Origin of the sequence: Streptomyces sp. P9(2023), from assembly GCF_032436795.1 — a bacterium.
Classification (GTDB): Bacteria; Actinomycetota; Actinomycetes; order Streptomycetales; family Streptomycetaceae; genus Streptomyces.
In genome coordinates this window covers 1-241 of record NZ_JAUPWM010000804.1, presented here as the reverse complement: position 1 = coordinate 241, position 241 = coordinate 1, and the positions used below count along the sequence as shown (strand labels likewise).

Annotated in this window: 1 protein-coding gene; it reads right to left on the bottom strand. The window is 71.4% G+C overall.

The window, feature by feature from the left end:
* A partial coding sequence (locus tag Q5762_RS39505; RefSeq protein WP_315897147.1) for a hypothetical protein occupies nucleotides 1–241 on the bottom strand: 241 nt, incomplete at both ends.

Here is a 241-nt window from a genome sequence, read left to right as displayed (position 1 = left end):
GACGATGACGAGTTGCCCGCCGTAGAGGGCGAGCGCGTCGACCTCGTTGTAGTGGTCGCTCTCGCCGCCCGGCGCGCGCCAGCGTATCTGCTGGGAAAAGCGCACCTCCTGACACTCCGCATCAAGCAGCGCCAGTGCCATCAGCTCTTCCAGCCAGCCGCCGGCGAGATAGGTGCGCGCGCCATTGTCCGCCGCGCGGTAGCCCCGCCCGCGGCGCGCCAGGACACCGAGCCCCACCGCC